Here is a 16,033-nt window from a genome sequence, read left to right as displayed (position 1 = left end):
GGGTCGAATTCCCCGCCCTTTAGGGCATTAGTCTTTGAAAAAAAAGAATTTGAATTTGATACCCCGTCCGTTTGCGACGGAGTCATTTATTCTCAATAAAAATTTGGATTTGTTTATATGACTAGGCTTCAAAAACCTTGATTTATAAAGCTTTAGAGTCTTGAAATTCATCGAACTCACGTTAGTTTAACCACACAGTAATTTGCACTAATGAAATTTATCGCAACAGAAGCAGAATTTAAGGTATGGAAGAAAAGTAATGGAAAGAGTTTCTGGGTGGAATCCAAGTTGTTTTTTTCAGAGCGATCGCTTATTTATTTTTCCATCTTATGCGCTTTACACGCTTAGGTCTGTATTTGGCTTTAATGCGCTTTACTTGCTCTTTGAGCTTTTCTCCTTTGTCTGGATTCACCATGGCAACAAAGTTGGCAAAACCTTCAATGGATTGGATGAGGTCGGGGCAACTTCCCCAGTGTTTTCCCTCTAGTCCATCTTGCTCGATTTGGAATAGAGTGGCGCGGAAAGATTTGAGTGTTTTCTTGTCAACATTGAGCTTTTGATTAACTACAATACCCGTTACTTCTTGATGTTGAGATTTATGCAGAACTCTCGTTTTTTGCGGATGGATTGTGAATCCTTCGTGCGTTGCGATCGCTTCTGTGCGTTTGAGAATATTGCAGATCTGCCGCAAATTCTCCCCAGAAGCTGAGAACGTCAGGTCGTCAGCATAGCGAGTATAGACAAAGCCAAGATGGGTCGCCATTTTTGAGAGACGCAGATCGAGACGGCGACAGATTAAATTGGTAATGGCTGGGCTGCTGGGTGCGCCTTGGGGCAAATGGCGATTCCTTTCAGGATGCGTACCGCCGCCTAGGGCAACATAATAGGTTTTGCCATCTAGTTCCACTGCCTCTACGGCGGCATCTGTACAGATGAGTCCAAAGATAGTTGCAGCAGCTTCAGAATAGCCGAGGGATTGAAATAAGCCCTTGACTCGTTTATAGGAAATCGTAGGGAAGAAATCTTGTAAATCGAGATTGATAATGACATCGGCTCCGACATGGGGAGCGGCATTGGTAACAATCGATCGCCCCAAACAAAAACCATGCGCTGCCTCATGCAAATCGACCTGCTCTAAAATGTTATAGAGAATCCATGTCTGGGCTCGCTTGAGGCGTGGCATCGGTGCAGAAATTAAGCGACTGCCCCCTGTTTTTTTGGCAATCTTAAAACGGATATAGTGAGAGGTGTTGCTGGCACGTCGCGCAAAGGCTAAAAACCGCAGTTCGCCAAGACTAATTCCCATGGCATTGGCAATCTCTTCCGATGTGCCATATTCAGGTAAATCGTAGCTTTGCAGACGATCGCGATCGCATTCGGTTTGATTTAATCCCGCCGAAACCCCTTCGCCCAAAAATACAATTTCTTGCTGTTTTTTGAGTTCCCAAAGCGCTAATCGTTCCTGTCGTTCTCGTTCTCGGCGTTCCTTGGTTTCCTGTTGCTTGCGTTTCGATTCGGCTAATCTCAGGGCTAGTGCTGCTTTTTTGAGGGCTTCCTCGTTATGGAGTTGGCGATTTTGCGATCTTAAATCCTCAAGTTCTCGCAAGATCTCGCCCTTGCGCCGAATCTCATCAGCAGGATCTTGGGGCATCTCCCCTGCGGCTGGCCAGAACCCCAAACGAATCATTTCCTCCAGAATCACTTCCTCTTTGGAACTGCGTCTAATGCGATCGTAGAGTTCCTGACGGGTTCTAGGTTGATTGGTCATAGTTGGTAAAGCGCAAAGCACTGTAAAAAAGTCGCATAGCAGTCAACAGGTTACTCCTTCGTAAACCTCCCAGGACTGGATTGCTCAACTCCAGCGGCTCCGCTACTAGTGTGTTCGTTAGCTTCTCGGAAGCCAAACTGTGATAACACACTAGTAGCGAGAGACGCACAGTTAAGAGTAAGCCAGTGATGCGCGCTTAGACTAAATGCAAGAATGGCGATCCACCATTCGGATTGCAAGGTTGTTTACCTCTATGACTGCCATTGCGACAAAAAAACGTACAAAATTATGTACGATTAAACGATAACCTAGATCGTGTAACTGGGTCAAATACAAATGATTTAGGATAGCTAAATCGCGATCGATTTAACTGGTTTGAACTTGCTATGGAACTAATTAAACGAACAACCCTACTCTATCAAGCAGGCAGCTCAGCCAAGGTTTATGAAATCGATCTCTGCCGGGTGGGTGAAAATCGCTATGTGGTCAACTCGCGGTATGGTCGGCAGGGTTCTGTCCTAAAAGAAAATTCTGAGACAGTGACCGCGATTTCCTTAGAGAAAGCCCAAACACTGCTCGATCGCCTTGTCAATGCAAAAATTAGCAAGGGCTATCGCGATGCCACGGGGGAATCGGGTGTAGCACCAACACCGATCGCCAGTCCTCCACCTCCAGCGATCGAAATTCCCATGAATAGCGATGCAAGAACGCAAGCGATTCTCAATCGTTTGGTGGCGATCTTAAATGCAGGCGTGCCCTCTGGCGTTGTCTCAGGTCGAAGGATGGGGAGAATCTCAAAGCGCGACCGTATCCAGCAACCCTTAGATCGAATTATTTGGCGGGTAGGCGAGCTAAAAATTGCCGCAGCTGTGCCATTACTGTTACGGTTCCTCAATACCTCCGTTAACCCGATTAGGAACTACGCGATCGCATGGTCATTAGGTTGGTGCGGCGATCCTACTGTCATCCCTACCCTAGAAGGGCTTTATCAAAATAGTGCTGCGCCTGATTCTGTGCGGCGCATTGCTTTTGAAGCTGTGTTTAAACTAGCCGATCCTGCCAAGCAAGCGGAGATGCGATCGCAATTAATTGCGCAATTACCGATCGGGCTACAAGAACCAGTTCGCAATGGGACTTCCGAACAATTTACTGAGGCTTTTCAGGCTTTTCTCAATAGTGACGATCGCTTCCGTTTTGTGGCAATCGAACTGCTCTATCAGATCGATCGCGAGAATATTCGCCCAGTTATCCTAGAGGTGTTGAGAACGATTCCGCTGCAATTTAATTACTTCCAAAGAGTTCGACACATTTTTAAAATCGCCGAATATCGTCAAGACGCTGAAGCCTTTGCAATTCTAGCAAAGCGCTTTGACATAGAAAAACCTGCCGATTCTACAACCAAAGTCAGAGCCTATCATAACCCCATGACAGGCGAGCCTATGGTGATGGCGATAGAAAATGGAGTCAAACAAAAATTTTCTTTTGGAGAACAGCCAGAAACCTCAAACAATCAGGTTTACACTCAAAAAACACGTAGTTACCTACAGCGGAGAGTATGGCGATCGCTGCGTAAACTGGGAGAATTGAACGATCCAAACTACATTAGATTTGCCGTAAGCATTCTCTTGCAGCATGCTGATGCTGATGCTGAGGAGGTGCGGCGATCGATTTACTATAAATACGATCGCAACTGGAGTCGATTTGAATCCGCGAGGATAGAATGGGATATCTATGCCAAATATCTTACCTTCAATCATATTCTCTACGAGCATAGTCCTCGATATGTTCTAAAACCCAATGCTAGAGCTTGGCGATGCGTTCCACCCTATAAGCCAGGGAATCCTGAGCCTCAAGTTAGAGAAGAGGCTTTTCCACGGCTTTGGGAACAGCATCCCACGGCATTATTGCAACTGCTATTGGAAAGCAAATGCCATCCCGTGCATCAATTTGCGGTCAAAGCAATCCGCTCTTGTCAGCAATTTTTGGCAGGATTAGAACTAGAGAATTTAATCCAAATTTTAGATCGTCCCTACGAAGTTACAGCACAATTGGGCTTTGAGTTAGCAAGATTGCGCTATCAAAGCAGTCGCCCCGATGGGAGACTAATTCTAGCTGTCGCTAATTGTAATTTTGCCCCTGCAAGAACTGAGGCTTACCGCTGGATTAACGAGCAACGCGATCGTTTTTTAACAGAAGACAGCCAACTGATTGCAGGCTTAGTCCTCAGCAAACAATCTGAAACTCGCACCTTTGCGCGACAGTTACTCGGCTCGGTCATTGGCTCTGTATTGATGAATGATGCCACGGTGCGAACCTTAATCGGACATATTATCGCGCTACTGCTGAAACTCAACCCCAATCAAACAGTGCAAGCCAAATTCGCATCAGAGACACTCCTGTTAAGCTTCAGCTTCCCATTGCGATCGCTGGGCTTAGAAATCATTCTCGATTTATTGCGTCATCCCCTTCCAGAGATTCAAACCTTGGGAGCGCAGATTCTCGCGAACCATGAAACAAATGTCATGGACTTGCCAGAGGGTTTGATCGATGCCTTGTTAGAATCTCCCTATGATAATGTGCGAGTTTTGGGTGTAAGGCTATTCGGTCAATTGCCCGATCGGATTTTAAGGGAACACACTGAGCTGATTTTGGCATTTGTAACCCATGCGATCGCCGAGATGCGCGAGGCAATTCGTCCGATCGTTCACCGTTTAGCGAGTGGCGATTCCCTTGGGGATGCGTTCCGCCGCGAATTCAGTCTGACCCTTGCAGGACAACTGCTCCAAGTCCTGCTTGCGCCTGAGGAACATGAAGGCGTGCATAAATTTCTCTGTCAATTACTCCAAACAGCCCTGCCAGACTGGATGTTGGCTGCCACTCCAGAAACCGCCACACAGCTTTTGCAAGCGACCTCTGGAGCCGCGCAGGAAGTGGCGGGGTGTATTCTCTTGGCAAATGTATCGACTTGGGCAAATAGTTTTACGACCGCAGCGATCGCCCAGTTTGGAAATCATGAAGTGCAGGCAGTCCGCTCTGCCTCCTATGCCATGTGCGAACGAATTCTCCAACGCCTGCACCGTCAGCCAGAGGAGCTACTCGCAGCCTTACCCTTGCTCGAATCGCGATGGGATGACAGCCGTTTATTTGGATTTCGCCTATTTGGAGAATTACTTCAGCCTGAAGACTTCACGCCTGCTGTAATTATCAGTATCTGCGATAACGTGCGGGCGGATGTTCGCAAGTTTGGGCGCGATCTCGTCAGCCGCTGCTTTAAGGAAACCGATGGTCAGGAATATCTGGTTAAATTTAGCGAACATCCCTCCACGGATATGCAGCTATTTGCCACGAACTATCTAGAAAACTATGCGGTGAATAATCCCAGCCGTTTGCAAGAGCTAATCCCCTATTTCACCAGAGTCCTAGCCCAAGTAAATCGCGGTCGCGTCACCAAGCAGAGAGTATTTGCTTTTCTCGATCGCGAGGCAACAAAAAGCGAAGCTGCCGCTAGCATCGTCGCTCAAATTTTAACCAGACAATCCGCTGCGATCGCGATCGGTGACAAAGCCAAAGCCCTAGAGTCTCTCTTAAAGATCCATCTCATCTATCCCCAAATTCCTCTTCCAATCAAGATGGTTGCAGTTCCCACAAAATCATGACATCCAGATTCAATATCATCCGTTGGCTATGGGTAATGTCCTATGAGCAATGCCCTTCAAAATTTGCAACACATCATAGAGGTGATTTACCCGCGATAGCAATGAGAAAGTCTCTGAAAAATCGTACTCTCTGCTCTCCTTACGAACTTTTAGAAAGATGAAATTATTCCCATTTGTAACCATGCCAAATAATGGCACTTGCCCTACAGGCGATGCCATCATATAAGATAGTGTTTGCGGAATTCCCACTTCAATATCAAATTCTGTCTCTTTAGATTCAATCACCGTTCGCCAAAATTGGTCTTGAACTACTAAAAAGTCAATCTTTCCGCGTAGTGTTTCATTTTCTACTGTGGTTTCAATCTCTACAGGGACTTCTGAACGCAAGCGAAATGGAGGATCGTAGAAACCAACCATTTCTAACAAACGCGATACCACAATGGCATTCACAGCACATTCTGTAACTTGCCCCTCTTCACGATGATAGCGAAAACGTTGTCTAAGCCGATCTAAAGTCTCCTGCTCGGAAGAAGTTAGTGAGGGCAGGTTTTCATGCCATTCTGTGAAAAATTGGTTGTTTAGCGCTCTCTGCAAGCCAAACTTTTGATGCACATGGTTTAAAGTCCTAACAACCTGTGTTACGGCAGTTTGAACCATAGCGACATCCTCCGTGCTAGTTTTGCTTCCTACCACTCTAGCACTTGATTCAATCCGAATTAAGATTGACAAAAGTCTTTAAAAATTCATATTTTGGAGATGGCGATCGCTACTCAAACCTTAAAACTGCTTTTCAATATCTCTAGACTGGTGAAGAATTCGCACAATTTCAATGTAATCTTCCATTTTTCTGTAGAAGATAATGTATGGTTTAACAGGAAAACTCCATTGATTCATTATTATTTTGCGCTAACCGCTTTTGACCGCGAGTTTTGATATTTTCTAGCAGTTGGGGCAATGTGTCTGAACTGTATTCGGTGTAGTCACCATGTTTGAGTTGTGTAACTCCGAGATCGATCGCTTGTTGGAGGGCTGCAAGTTTTAGAGCGCGAAGTTCTGCTTCTGCTTGCTCGACGCGATCGCAGATTGCTTGGAAGGCACGAGCATCTTGGACAACGATTTCGGCTTTACCGTTGACGGTCAAAACCAAAGGCGATCGCGTTGCTTTGATTTGTTCGATAAATTCCTTGGCGTTGCGCTTAAAGTCGCTAAGAGAATGAATGTTTTTTAGCTCGATCATAAATTTAACGCACTCAATTCGGATCTAATTTAATGATAAGCGATCGAAACTGCTATCGCTTTCTTAATGTGATACGCATCTGAGTTGTAATTAGAATCAGCACAATAGTTTAAAATGGCAACTCTGATTTGTCGTGTGCGATCTCCCAACCCATGAGTGGAATTGACCGAGATATTACCCCAGATTCCCGACCAAGCCTTGTCGATCGCCATTTACCCAATACCCCTCAAGTCCAACGTTTACTGCGAAGAGAGGGCAGAGCGCATGTATTTAAAGATCGCGAAACCCTAGAACAAGTCACGCAGGCTATTATCAAAGGTGGAGAACGAACGGGAATAGGTGAGAATGAAGATGATTACGAACGATATGGACTCTACTTCCCAGAGCCAATTGGTTACATAATTAGAATAGACGGGAGCCAAACACCGCTTTACTACGGCGAGATCAAAATTGTAAAAACGACAGGTGAGTATCATGCAATCCCACGCACCAGCCCTCGCAAAACAAGCTAATACTTGGAAGTTTTTAGAACTCTGGGTCGATCCAGTGATTTTCCCACCCAAAATTCTCATGCTAGTTGCCGATCGCGACGGCAGTTGTCATATTTTTAACCCTGCCTCGAACTATAAACTTATCGTCTCTCACCCTAACTATCAAACTGCCCAAGAGTGGCTGCTTGAGGATGAATACGAACGAGTCAAGGGTCAACTTTTGGCTGATGAAATTATGTAATCGCGAAGCATCAAGGGTGTTAACAATTGAAATCGCTTACTTAATATCGCAAGTTAAACAGAAATATTAAGCTATATTTGTTTCTCATGGCTTAGCAAGAAACGGGCAAGGATGTCAATACTGCAATCCAATATTTAAAATTGGAATAGCTCGTATCAACGATCCAATAGAATATCTTTCTGCAATTGTCCGATCCGCGTTTAAACTTTACAAATCCAGAAATCATAACCAGAATTGCCGATCCCCTTCTAAAACACTTGGATAAATGCCATTTAACTTTAAGTAAGCCATTCGATCTGCACCGTAAATAGGCATGGGAACACGAGGAGGTTTCAAGGCTCCATGATGTAAAAGTGTCAACTTTAAAGTTGTATCAAGAACACTGTCAATTGTTGCAGGATATCCTTCCTTGCGAACTGTTAAACGGATTGGTCGAGGGACACCAATACTAGCAGGTACATCTGTTGTGACTAAAATTGCTTCGTGAGAAGATAATTTCAAGGCTACACCAACTTTAGGAGCGATCAGAGATTTATTACTAAATCCATATAATCTTGGGGCACCAGACTTTCGGCTTTCAACTAATATGAAGTTTGCACCAATCGCTTTAGCTCGTTTGAGTAGATGCGAAACTTCTTGACCACAAAACCGACCATCGCGATAGATCAATACAGTTTTATTCTCTAATTCAGACGCAGGTAATAGATTTTCCAATAGTCTTTGCGGAATCTCTTCACCTTCAATTAGCGAATCTTCGATTTTATAGCGAATAAATTCTCCCTGTTTGTTGTAGAGTCGAACGCTAGCACAAGCATTCATTGTCCCTGCCAATTGCTTTTTGGAAGCCCTAGAAATATCTAAACCAATAAAGTAATCAGCAATGTCTAGCGGCTCAGCCAAAATAAAAGGTAAGTTTCCCATCTTAGCAAGGATACCCGGAATCACTTGATTAAGAATATGACTGTGATTTTTCTCTAAAGTGTCAGAATAGATTACTTGACTAGCGATTTTACGTCTGAGTAAATGAGAATATGCTGCTTGATAAAGACTACCGCCATCTTCTTTGTCAGCTTGGCGATCGCCTTCTGGCAAAAAAACCAAGACAATATGAATCGGAATACCAAACCCAGCAATCCGATCAATTTCTTTCTCTAATATCACTCTTGCATCTGCACCATCAAGTTTAGAAATTTCTAACGACTTAGTTTCAACAACTTGATTATCAAATCCATAATCTTTTAGTCGCTTCATAGCCGCCCCTAGAAAATCACCAACTTTTTGTTCGCAGAGCTTTAAAGCTACGATGTTAATCTTTTCTGCCTGTAAATCAGGATGATGGCGATAGACACCACCTTTTTTCAATCCAGTCAAAATCCCACTTTGCAATCCTCGAAAATCTTTGCCAAATAATAGAGGAGTCTGATTTACTGGTGTCGATGGCTGCCAGAAAGAGTTTAAATTGTCAGAACTATTAAGACTCTTTTGGGAAAGTTGCAATCCGTATTCTTTGAGTTTTTCAGTTGCAGACAGCTTATATCCCTTTAACAACTCCATCCTTTCACTATAAGGAATCTTCGTTGACTTAAGAAGTTGCCCATAGTTAACCTCAAAGCGATCGGCGGTATCTTCAGTAATACAAGGCCTTAAGGCAGCAAGTGCATATTCATATAGTTTTTTATTCTTGCCAAACTTAACAGCAACAATAGGCTGATCGTCTGGTGCATCGATTAAAGCCTGCTTACTAGTTGAACCCGCAGCAAGTTTTATCAACTTATCTCGATATGCTTGAATTGTTCCTGCAATACGCTCAATCTGACCACTACCACCAGAGTCTATATCCTGCACTTTCAGACCAGTTAACAGCTTTTCAGCATTTTGTCTTTGAGGATGATTTTGATAAAATTCAGCGAGATTACCTCGAAATAAAATATCACTGCGAACGCTTAAAGATAAAGCAGGCTGGGCTAAATCATTAATTTCTACTGTTTCTGCCGAAAATTCAGGCTTACGAACCACTTGAACTACTTGATTATTAAAAGGAGCATGGGAGAAAGGACGAGATATTTTTAATATTTGATAAGCCAGTTGCGCTACAGTCTCAGGCTTAATCTCAACAGATTTTACAACTTGAACAGAAAAAGATTGCTCGCCAAATTCTTTTATATCATTTTGAATATTCTCTAATGCTTCCCGCCATTCAGCAACAGTCGGTATATTTTGCTGTGGTTTTGCAATTGCATAAAAATCGCCCTGATCCCAAACAACCATAATCTCAGCAAATTTACGACAGAGATGAAAGCTTAAAGGATTACCTATTTCTCTTTCATCAATATGCGGTGAAAGACGAAATCTCATCAGATTTAATTCTGAGTGGGACAAAAGTGCTATCTCACATAAGGAAATAGGTGGCTTTGGAGCATTATCGGTCGTAGTATTCATGCGGCAACCTCACATACTGAAAATGAGCAAATTGAATTAAATGGACAATATTTACAAGCAAAGCCAGGGTTGGGGGTGAAGATTTCTGCAAAACGTTCAGGCTCTCTGTGATATCTCTTCTTCTCCAATTCATGAGACTTAGCGATTCTTGCTAATTCTGTTTGTAAAGCAGACAAGTGAATTGGTGATGCTGTAATCCGATCTGACCATTTACAGGACTCCAAGTTATAAAACAAAGCAGATGTCTTACGGTCTGGATAGAGATAAGTCGCTGCCAACAGATAGATATAGGCTTGCCGAAAATCAAAATTACTTTTTCCTGTTTTAAAATCAAGAATGCATAAAGTACCATCGGTATCTTCAAAAATACAATCGATGGCGGCAAATAATCGAAATAGATAGTTATGACTATTTATTTCTAAACCATCGGGAACTCCTTCATCTCCACGACTAAGCCTAATAATGTTTTTATCCAGTAACACGGGGTTATCACGATAATTGCAAAGAATTTGAGTAACTCTTTGCTCAACTAGGTAAGACTCTTCGTCTAGTTTTAAAATTTCTGCTAAATTTTCTACCTCATATTCTTGAGATATAAATTCAGGATGCTGATGAAATTCATAAACTCCTTTCTGTGCCAATAATCCTATTCTTTGGGGGGTTGTATCCTTGGCTAATAAAGCTGAAACCTCTAATTCTTTTTTTCGTGCTCGTTTGTAACCACGTTGCATATCACAGTGAAATGATTCTTGTCCCACTGGTGGTATCAACTCAGCCATCAATCCATAACTTGCAAACGGCAACCATTTATTTGTAAATCCCATATCTAGTGCCTATAAAGACTTGATTTTTTATTCAACTCTATGGGTAATGCTAATCGATGTTGATTTTTTAGTCAATACCTTCTGTTGATTTTTTAGTCAAGCCCAAATATAATGGTTTAACAAGTACGGAGAATGATGTGAACAAAAAATTTGGGCAACTTATTCGCGATGCTCGTAAGGAAAAAGGGTACAGTCAGCGGGAACTAGCAAGTCTAGTCAACCTAGATTTTACTTATTTATCTAAACTAGAAAATGACCGTGCAGATTATGCTCCTAAAGAAGATGTAATTAGAAATCTAGCGGCTCAACTAGATTTAAATCCAGAAGAATTAGTCTTTCTATCAGGACGGATTCCAGAACGTGATGAACAGTTACTCAAACAGAACTATAAAGAAATGCCTATGTTATTTAGACGTATGCAGGAAGACCCACTGTTTGCTCGTGAAATTTTCGACCGAGCTATTACCGAAGAACAGGAGAAAAAAATTTGAATATAATCAAGCCTTTTTTATGGGCTAGAAAAGAAGATATAGAGCGTAAAGCGAATGAGATACTTCGTGAGCTTCAAGCACATCCGAAGCATTCTTTTAATGGTCGTATTGACCCTAATAAAATTGCTGATTTCTTAGATTTAGGAATAGTTTGGGGCTCAATCCCCTCAGATAGCAAAGGGAAAATTGCAGCAAGAATTTTTCCTTTAGAAAGACTAATTGAAATCAACGAAGATATTCCAAGCTTAAAAGAAGAAAGTGGTTTTGCCTCATTTACCATTGCTCATGAAATTGGTCATTGGAGTCTACACATTAATCAAGCTGAAGCAGATGGACTTATAAAGCAGCAAGAGTTGGACATAGAAATGCCAAGAGAGTCTCAGCCTTTTTTATGTCGATCTTTAAATAGAAACACTGGTGCTGATATAGAATGGCAGGCGGATTATTTTGCAGGTTCACTCTTAATGCCACGTTACCTTCTTGAAGAAACACGTAAAGGAAGAAATTTACAAAAATTGAGCCACCTACGCGCAATGAAAGATGAACTGGGTGTCAGTTTAGCTGCTCTAAAAGTGCGCTTACAACAAATGGAATGGATATGTATTCCTAAAAACTCTCAACAGATTTATTTAGGAAAATATATATCTACAGAACAGGGGGAGTTATTCTAAATACTTCCTTTGAAGACCGCACCTATGCTGAAGCAAGTATGGGTAAATATACAGTAATGCTCTACCAGAAAGAGTAATATTGGATGTTTACATAATGCAAATATGCAAATGATTGAAAAAATGATGTATTCCAAACAAAAGAATTTCCAAATCTGTTGATAGAAACTCGTAATTGAAGTGTGATACCTGAAAACAAGCTTAATGAACTACATAGCTGCGAGTTGAGGTCAAAAAAATGGAATTTAACTATAACTATAAAGGAAGTTCGACGGTGTCTGGGCAGGGCGATCGCACCCAGATGTCATTTTCGCCAGACGTAAGCCGCCAGCCTACTTACTTTAGAGGCGAGTTACGCCAGAATATTGCCTTTCGAGAAGCCATCAGTGCTTTACACGATGTAGTGGTTTCTGACCTGCGGTTTAAGCCTAAAGACAAAGAAGCCTATAAAGCTTGGGCAGCTCAGCGCAATGAGATTGACTGGCAATTGGTCGCCGCTCAACGCCAAGAGATAAAAGACAAGATCGAAGCCCTCCAAGCCGAACTCACAAATCTAAACCGACGCAGTTCAGAACGGATGTCTGGTTTCTATCGGGCTACTGCTAGATATTTTGAATATCTCTATCAAAAAGATCGCGACTACTGGTTTGTGCTCGACCCCGTAATTACGGTTCATCCCGACGAGGTTTTCTTTGAGTGCTTTAGCCAAGATGAATCTAGCTACGGTCGTCTGGGAGCCAGCTATGAAGTATTCAATCATGTTGATGAGTTTGCCTGTGGCACGACGAATATTGACTATTCCGCCGCACTTTACGACGAATTCCAAAAAATTCGCAGCTATAAACGCACCTTATTAGAAGTCGATCCTTCTGGTTTTGAAGTACAGACCACGGGCGAATCTAACTATAAAGAGGTCAAAATCGACCTACCAGATACCTGGGTAAGGGGCTTTTTGCAAGTTAGTTCGGCGATGTCCTTACCCGCCATTCGCTTTGACCTCCATCCCACAGATATTTATAACATCTGTTTCGTTTTGCGCCGCCGCAAAGAGAAGCAAGGCCCGCGCAGTATGCGCTATATTCTTAAGCCAGGTGAGCCTGTGCGGGTTGTGTTTGAGCCTTGGGGAACTGAAGTTATTTGTTCTCGTTCGATTTATGAAGGCAATAGCGATCGCACGATCCGTGTCTGGGGTCGTCGCCGTTTGTTAATTTTGGAGCGATTAATTCCCGTTGCTCGTAAATTCACCGTGCATTTACTCGGCAATGGAATGCCTTCTTTCTATGTTGCCGATCTCGAAGATATGTCCTTCACCCTAGGACTATCAGGCTGGACAGCCAACGACTGGGCAAAGGCGAGTAATTTCGATCTGCTCGCTCCTCGCACGAATGTTGACGATGGCACGAAACGCCAAATTTTTGAGGCACTCAAACAAAATTGGGTAGAAGCACCTGAGGCTTTAGCCAAAAGACTGCGGCTCGATCGCTCCGTCGTACTTAGTGCGCTTAGTGCCTACACGCAAGCAGGTAGAGCGATTTACGATCTCAATAAGCAAGTCTATCGCGTGCGCGAACTGACTCAAGTGCCTTTACCCATGGAAAAACTGCGCTTTGCTAGCGATCGCGAAGCAAATGCAAGTCGCTTTATAGAACAAAATGCAGTTCGGATTACCCATTCCAATATCGATACTTTTGGTACTCAATCGTTGCAGGGAGAAGTGCGTCACAAAAATCAAACCTTTCTCCCAGTAGTTACCCTCGATCGCGATGAGCGCATCGTTCATGCTGAATGCACTTGTAATTGGCATCAACAAAACAAACTATTTAAAGGGCCCTGCGAACATATTCTTGCCCTACGCATGCAACGCGATCTTGCCAACCGCTGATACAACACACTCTCAAAGCTGACAATCTGAACTAACGTTAGATTTCTTCTAAGTCGAGGACAGGGATTGCCGTGGCTTCCTGCCTGCTCATGCCTGTGTGAATGCGATGTTCCACTTCATCAAATTTAGCACTCGATGCAGGATCGTTTTCCAGTAGTGAAACAATGATTCCTACGGCAAAGGAGAGTGGAATCGAGACTAACCCAGGATTCTTTAAGGGAAAGAAGGCGGTAGTTTGTTTGAGAATATCGATCTGAATAGTGGGGGATAGGTAGATCAGCACCAAGGATGACACCGTACCGACCACAATGCTTGTCACCGCACCATTTGTGGTGAATTTGCGCCAAATCATCGACAGTAAAAGCGATGGGAAGTTGGCACTCGCCGCGATCGCAAAAGCAAGTCCCACCATATAGGCAACATTCTGCCCTTTGAACACAATGCCCAAAACAATAGCGACGACACCGAGTGCCATCGTTGCGGCTCTCGCCACCTTAAACTGCTCGTTTTCGTCAGCTTCCCCCTTGCGTACTACATTCACCCAGAGATCGTGGGAGAGCGTTGCTGCGCCTGAGAGGGTCAAGCCTGCTACTACTGCTAAAATCGTGGCAAAAGAAACCGCTGCGATAAATCCTAAAAAGGCATTACCACTAAGGGCTTCTGCTAGAAGGGGAGCTGCCATGTTTCCGCCCTTGTCAATTTTGGCAATCAAATCCTGTCCCACCAAAACCATTGAGCCAAAACCGAGAATGAAGGTGAGCAGATAGAAAAATCCAATAAACACAGTGGCATACATCACCGAAGTGCGGGCAGCTTTAGCATCGGGCACGGTGTAAAAGCGCATGAGAATGTGGGGTAGACCTGCGGTTCCCAACATCAATGCCATGCCTAAGGAGATAGCATCTAGAGGATCGGAAATCAGTTTGCCCGGTGCAAGTACCCCTGTACCATATTTGTCCGCTGCCGCAGTAAACAGATTGAGCGGATTAAAGCCAAACTTGGAGAGCACCAGTACCGATAGCAAAATTGTGCCGCCCAGTAAAAGCACCGCTTTAATAATCTGTACCCATGTGGTGGCGATCATACCGCCAAAGATTACATAGGCAAGCATGACACCACCAACCAGTAACACGGCGATTTCGTAGTCCAAGCCAAACAGTAGCTTGATCAGATTGCCTGCGCCTACCATTTGCGCGATCAGATAGAAACTGACCACTGCCAGCGTACCGATCGCTGCGGCAATTCGCACAGGGGTTTGACGCAGACGGAAGGCAACCACATCGGCAAAGGTATATTTACCGAGGTTCCGCAGGGGTTCTGCAATCAAAAACATGACCAAGGGCCAACCCACAAGAAAACCGATGGAGTAAATCAAGCCATCAAAGCCTTTGAGCGCAACCAAGCCAGCAATCCCCAAAAAGCTGGCGGCGCTCATATAGTCACCTGCCAGTGCCAAGCCGTTTTGAAAACCACTGATACTTTGCCCTGCGGTATAAAAATGGGAGGTATTTTTCGTTTTACCCGCTGCCCAGTAGGTAATACCAAGGGAAGAGAGGACAAAAATCACAAAAAATACGATCGCGAGTGGATTAAATTGACCGACTGTTGTTGTGCTATTCATCCTTCCTCTCCATAGTCTGTTTCATTGTTGGCTTCGTCTTGGGTCAGGTTGAAGGCGTCGGGTGTGAGGTTCTCCGCTGTGCTTGTAGTTGAGGAAGCCGTTGTGGAAGCCGTTGTAGAATTTGAGGACTGATTCCGCAAGCCTGCCTGTAACTCGGCGACATGGACATCGTAGACATTGTTTGCCCAAGTCACATAAACATAGGTAAGCAACCATACTGCCGCGATTGTTAAAGCCCCCAGCAAAATCCCTAACGATAGTCCGGGGACAATGGGCGTAGCTAATAATGATTTGTCATAGGCAATCAGCAGAATAAACCCGAAGTAAATGACCATCATGAAGGCCGTGAGCCACATAGAGATGCGCCAGCGATCGCTGGCGACATCATCTAGCGTTTTTGCGCGATTTTCCATGAATTTTGTTGTAGAAAGTTTTGTAAAAAAGTTGTTTTATTCAGCCATAACTCGAACGTGAATTCGATCGCTTCCATTCGCGCCACACAAAGCAGGGCAAGGAATTTAGGCGCATTGCGATCGCAGGGTTCTTTCAGCGCATAGCAGCGCGGATCGCGTTCAGTTATAGGTAGGGGCGACAATCCCCACTTGCCTATCTAACTACAAGAGCGCTTAAATATCTTCAAACCTTAACGATATTTACGAATGCTCAGATTTTGCGGAATTGGCATAAAAACTACGAGAAATCGAGAATAAGCGCT

The 16,033-nt window shown here is 43.7% G+C and carries 14 protein-coding genes and 1 pseudogene; 6 read left to right on the top strand and 9 right to left on the bottom strand.

Annotation, left to right across the window (positions count from 1 at the left end):
* Positions 1-310: 310 nt before the first annotated feature.
* Positions 311-1,768, bottom strand: coding sequence for a reverse transcriptase family protein (locus ACP2WE_RS11385; RefSeq protein ID WP_425215669.1), 1,458 nt, complete (start codon positions 1,766-1,768; stop codon positions 311-313).
* A 386-nt stretch (positions 1,769-2,154) separates the two neighbouring features.
* Here ACP2WE_RS11385 and ACP2WE_RS11380 point away from each other — a divergent pair, with 386 nt between their 5' ends.
* Positions 2,155-5,424, top strand: a complete 3,270-nt coding sequence (locus tag ACP2WE_RS11380; RefSeq protein ID WP_425215668.1) for a hypothetical protein — start codon at positions 2,155-2,157, stop codon at positions 5,422-5,424.
* A gap of 15 nt (positions 5,425-5,439) precedes the next feature.
* On the opposite strand, the gene ACP2WE_RS11375 is transcribed toward ACP2WE_RS11380, so the two are convergent.
* From ACP2WE_RS11375 to ACP2WE_RS11365, 3 genes and pseudogenes are all read right to left on the bottom strand, one after another.
* Positions 5,440-6,081: a type I restriction enzyme HsdR N-terminal domain-containing protein gene (locus ACP2WE_RS11375; RefSeq protein ID WP_425215667.1), complete on the bottom strand. Its 642-nt coding sequence runs from the start codon at positions 6,079-6,081 to the stop codon at positions 5,440-5,442.
* Between the two features lie 120 nt (positions 6,082-6,201).
* A pseudogene (locus tag ACP2WE_RS11370) lies at positions 6,202-6,306 on the bottom strand (type II toxin-antitoxin system RelE/ParE family toxin); the annotation flags it as partial.
* A complete protein-coding gene (locus ACP2WE_RS11365; protein ID WP_425215666.1) occupies positions 6,293-6,661 on the bottom strand; it encodes a type II toxin-antitoxin system Phd/YefM family antitoxin in 369 nt (122 codons plus the stop codon). The gene ACP2WE_RS11365 and the pseudogene ACP2WE_RS11370, both read right to left, overlap by 14 nt.
* A gap of 152 nt (positions 6,662-6,813) precedes the next feature.
* On the opposite strand from ACP2WE_RS11365, the gene ACP2WE_RS11360 reads away from it, so the two are divergent.
* Together ACP2WE_RS11360 and ACP2WE_RS11355 are read left to right on the top strand one after the other, a co-directional pair.
* Positions 6,814-7,173 carry a DUF6972 family protein gene (locus ACP2WE_RS11360; RefSeq protein WP_425215665.1) on the top strand — a complete coding sequence of 120 codons (360 nt, stop codon included), beginning with the start codon at positions 6,814-6,816 and terminating at the stop codon, positions 7,171-7,173.
* Complete coding sequence (locus tag ACP2WE_RS11355; protein ID WP_425215664.1) at positions 7,136-7,393, top strand: hypothetical protein; 258 nt, start codon at positions 7,136-7,138, stop codon at positions 7,391-7,393. Before ACP2WE_RS11360 ends, ACP2WE_RS11355 begins: the two co-directional genes overlap by 38 nt.
* 222 nt (positions 7,394-7,615) lie before the next feature.
* Here ACP2WE_RS11355 and ACP2WE_RS11350 read toward each other — a convergent pair whose 3' ends face one another.
* A complete protein-coding gene (locus tag ACP2WE_RS11350; protein ID WP_425215663.1) occupies positions 7,616-9,832 on the bottom strand; it encodes a Piwi domain-containing protein in 2,217 nt (738 codons plus the stop codon).
* Positions 9,829-10,656 carry a PD-(D/E)XK nuclease family protein gene (locus ACP2WE_RS11345; RefSeq protein WP_425215662.1) on the bottom strand — a complete coding sequence of 276 codons (828 nt, stop codon included), beginning with the start codon at positions 10,654-10,656 and terminating at the stop codon, positions 9,829-9,831. Before ACP2WE_RS11345 ends, ACP2WE_RS11350 begins: the two co-directional genes overlap by 4 nt.
* A gap of 137 nt (positions 10,657-10,793) precedes the next feature.
* On the opposite strand from ACP2WE_RS11345, the gene ACP2WE_RS11340 reads away from it, so the two are divergent.
* The 3 genes from ACP2WE_RS11340 (at position 10,794) to ACP2WE_RS11330 (ending at position 13,697) form a co-directional block, all read left to right on the top strand.
* Positions 10,794-11,147 (top strand): helix-turn-helix domain-containing protein, encoded by a 354-nt coding sequence (locus tag ACP2WE_RS11340; protein WP_425215661.1) that lies wholly within the window; start codon positions 10,794-10,796, stop codon positions 11,145-11,147.
* The gene (locus ACP2WE_RS11335) at positions 11,144-11,818 is read left to right on the top strand and encodes an ImmA/IrrE family metallo-endopeptidase (RefSeq protein WP_425215660.1); all 675 of its coding nucleotides are present in this window, start codon (positions 11,144-11,146) and stop codon (positions 11,816-11,818) included. The genes ACP2WE_RS11340 and ACP2WE_RS11335 overlap by 4 nt, the downstream gene beginning before the upstream one ends.
* A gap of 235 nt (positions 11,819-12,053) precedes the next feature.
* A complete protein-coding gene (locus tag ACP2WE_RS11330; RefSeq protein ID WP_425215659.1) occupies positions 12,054-13,697 on the top strand; it encodes an SWIM zinc finger family protein in 1,644 nt (547 codons plus the stop codon).
* 37 nt (positions 13,698-13,734) lie between these two features.
* Here ACP2WE_RS11330 and ACP2WE_RS11325 read toward each other — a convergent pair whose 3' ends face one another.
* The 3 genes from ACP2WE_RS11325 to ACP2WE_RS11315 are packed head-to-tail and all read right to left on the bottom strand — an operon-like array spanning position 13,735 to position 15,913.
* A complete protein-coding gene (locus ACP2WE_RS11325) occupies positions 13,735-15,318 on the bottom strand; it encodes a sodium:solute symporter family transporter (RefSeq protein WP_425215658.1) in 1,584 nt (527 codons plus the stop codon).
* The gene (locus ACP2WE_RS11320; RefSeq protein ID WP_425215657.1) at positions 15,315-15,731 is read right to left on the bottom strand and encodes a DUF485 domain-containing protein; all 417 of its coding nucleotides are present in this window, start codon (positions 15,729-15,731) and stop codon (positions 15,315-15,317) included. Before ACP2WE_RS11320 ends, ACP2WE_RS11325 begins: the two co-directional genes overlap by 4 nt.
* Entirely contained in the window at positions 15,707-15,913 is a 207-nt protein-coding gene (locus ACP2WE_RS11315) for a hypothetical protein (protein ID WP_425215656.1), read from the bottom strand. The genes ACP2WE_RS11320 and ACP2WE_RS11315 overlap by 25 nt, the downstream gene beginning before the upstream one ends.
* Positions 15,914-16,033 lie beyond the last annotated feature (120 nt).

It is taken from the genome of Tumidithrix helvetica PCC 7403, from assembly GCF_965232925.1.
Taxonomy (GTDB): Bacteria; Cyanobacteriota; Cyanobacteriia; order Pseudanabaenales; family Pseudanabaenaceae; genus Tumidithrix; species Tumidithrix helvetica.
Note: the sequence above shows the minus strand (reverse complement) of the source record. Positions and strands in the feature narration are given on the sequence as shown.

Bases quoted from the DNA above. Each gene is read 5' to 3' on its own strand.
- ACP2WE_RS11375 (WP_425215667.1), bottom strand. From the start codon at position 6,081: ATGGTTCAAACTGCCGTAACACAGGTTGTTAGGACTTTAAACCATGTG.
- ACP2WE_RS11350 (WP_425215663.1), bottom strand. From the start codon at position 9,832: ATGAATACTACGACCGATAATGCTCCAAAGCCACCTATTTCCTTATGT.
- ACP2WE_RS11360 (WP_425215665.1), top strand. From the start codon at position 6,814: ATGAGTGGAATTGACCGAGATATTACCCCAGATTCCCGACCAAGCCTT.
- ACP2WE_RS11345 (WP_425215662.1), bottom strand. From the start codon at position 10,656: ATGGGATTTACAAATAAATGGTTGCCGTTTGCAAGTTATGGATTGATG.
- ACP2WE_RS11330 (WP_425215659.1), top strand. From the start codon at position 12,054: ATGGAATTTAACTATAACTATAAAGGAAGTTCGACGGTGTCTGGGCAG.
- ACP2WE_RS11380 (WP_425215668.1), top strand. From the start codon at position 2,155: ATGGAACTAATTAAACGAACAACCCTACTCTATCAAGCAGGCAGCTCA.
- ACP2WE_RS11365 (WP_425215666.1), bottom strand. From the start codon at position 6,661: ATGATCGAGCTAAAAAACATTCATTCTCTTAGCGACTTTAAGCGCAAC.
- ACP2WE_RS11320 (WP_425215657.1), bottom strand. From the start codon at position 15,731: ATGGAAAATCGCGCAAAAACGCTAGATGATGTCGCCAGCGATCGCTGG.
- ACP2WE_RS11325 (WP_425215658.1), bottom strand. From the start codon at position 15,318: ATGAATAGCACAACAACAGTCGGTCAATTTAATCCACTCGCGATCGTA.
- ACP2WE_RS11385 (WP_425215669.1), bottom strand. From the start codon at position 1,768: ATGACCAATCAACCTAGAACCCGTCAGGAACTCTACGATCGCATTAGA.
- ACP2WE_RS11355 (WP_425215664.1), top strand. From the start codon at position 7,136: ATGCAATCCCACGCACCAGCCCTCGCAAAACAAGCTAATACTTGGAAG.